The following is a 1,237-nucleotide window of genomic DNA, read 5'->3' as shown; positions in this document are numbered from 1 at the left end:
ACCACATACCCGGCGATGGAAACTCGACCATCCCCACTTTGCGGAAGCTCGATCCGTTGCCGGAGAACAGCGTCTCGAACACCTGTTTCAGCCCGCGATAGATCGCGCGCACGGCCGGGATCCTGCCGAGAAACGTCTCGCCGAGGTCGACCAGCGTCCGGCCGATCAGATTGGCCGCAAGGAATCCGACCAAGGTCAGCGTGAAGAACGCGACAATCAGTCCCCAGCCCGGAATGACGTAGGGCAGATAGGTTTCGGGCCGGTAGGCCAGCGGCACGAACGGCCGCACCACGCCATCGACCCAGGTGACGAACCACCAGACCAGATAAAGCGTGATCGCAATCGGCCCGGTCACGACGAGGCCGGTCAGGAAATAATTGCGGAAGCGGCCCATCAGGCCGGTATGCGGTTCCGGGACGGGATCAAGAGGCGCAGGCGCGTCGTCGCGGGGGGGCATTCGGGTTCCAGGTCGGTCGCTAGCAACAAGCTAGGGTCTTCTAGCAGGTTTTGGAAGACCACGAAGCGACCGGCCGAAGTCCGTTCTGCCTATTCCACGGTCACCGATTTGGCGAGGTTGCGCGGCTGGTCGACGTCGGTGCCCATCACGACAGCGGTGTGATAGGCGAGCAGCTGCACGGGGACGGCGTAGACCATCGGCGTGAATGCCGCCGCCATGTCGGGCATGACGATGGTGACCAGGGACTCGACCGTCGCCTCCGCAGCGCCCTTGGCGTCCGTCATCAGGATGATGTTGCCGCCGCGCGCGGCAACCTCCTGCATGTTGGAGACCGTCTTCTCGAACACGCGGTCGTAGGGCGCGATGACGACGACCGGCATGGTCTCGTCGATCAGCGCAATCGGCCCGTGCTTGAGCTCGCCGGCGGCATAGCCTTCGGCGTGGATGTAGGAGATCTCCTTCAGCTTCAGGGCACCTTCCAGCGCCAGCGGAAAGCTGGTGCCGCGGCCGAGATAGAGCACATCGCGCGACTTGGCGATGCGGTGCGCGAGCTTCTCGATCTGGGGCTCGATCGTGAGCGCATCCGCCATCAGGCGCGGGACCTCGACGAGGCCGTGGACCAGCTTGGTCTCGTCCTCGTCCGACAACTCGCTGCGCGCCTTGCCGGCCGCAATTGCAAGGCTCGCCAACACCATGAGCTGGCAGGTGAAAGCCTTGGTCGAGGCGACGCCGATCTCGGGTCCGGCGAGCGTCTGCAGCACGGTCTCGCTCTCGCGCGCG

General features: G+C 64.8%; 2 protein-coding genes. Both read right to left on the bottom strand.

All coding sequences use genetic code 11. From position 1 onward, the window contains the following. The coding region (locus JHD07_RS32610) for a DUF502 domain-containing protein (RefSeq protein WP_291629612.1) at window positions 1–457 on the bottom strand (457 nt) is incomplete at its 3' end. An 89-nt stretch (window positions 458–546) separates the two neighbouring features. Continuing rightward, the coding region (locus JHD07_RS32605) for an SIS domain-containing protein (RefSeq protein ID WP_291629610.1) at window positions 547–1,237 on the bottom strand (691 nt) is incomplete at its 5' end.

It is taken from the genome of Bradyrhizobium sp., assembly GCF_016462955.1.
In the GTDB taxonomy this organism is placed as follows: domain Bacteria; phylum Pseudomonadota; class Alphaproteobacteria; order Rhizobiales; family Xanthobacteraceae; genus Bradyrhizobium.
This window is presented reverse-complemented; position numbering and strand designations above follow the sequence as displayed.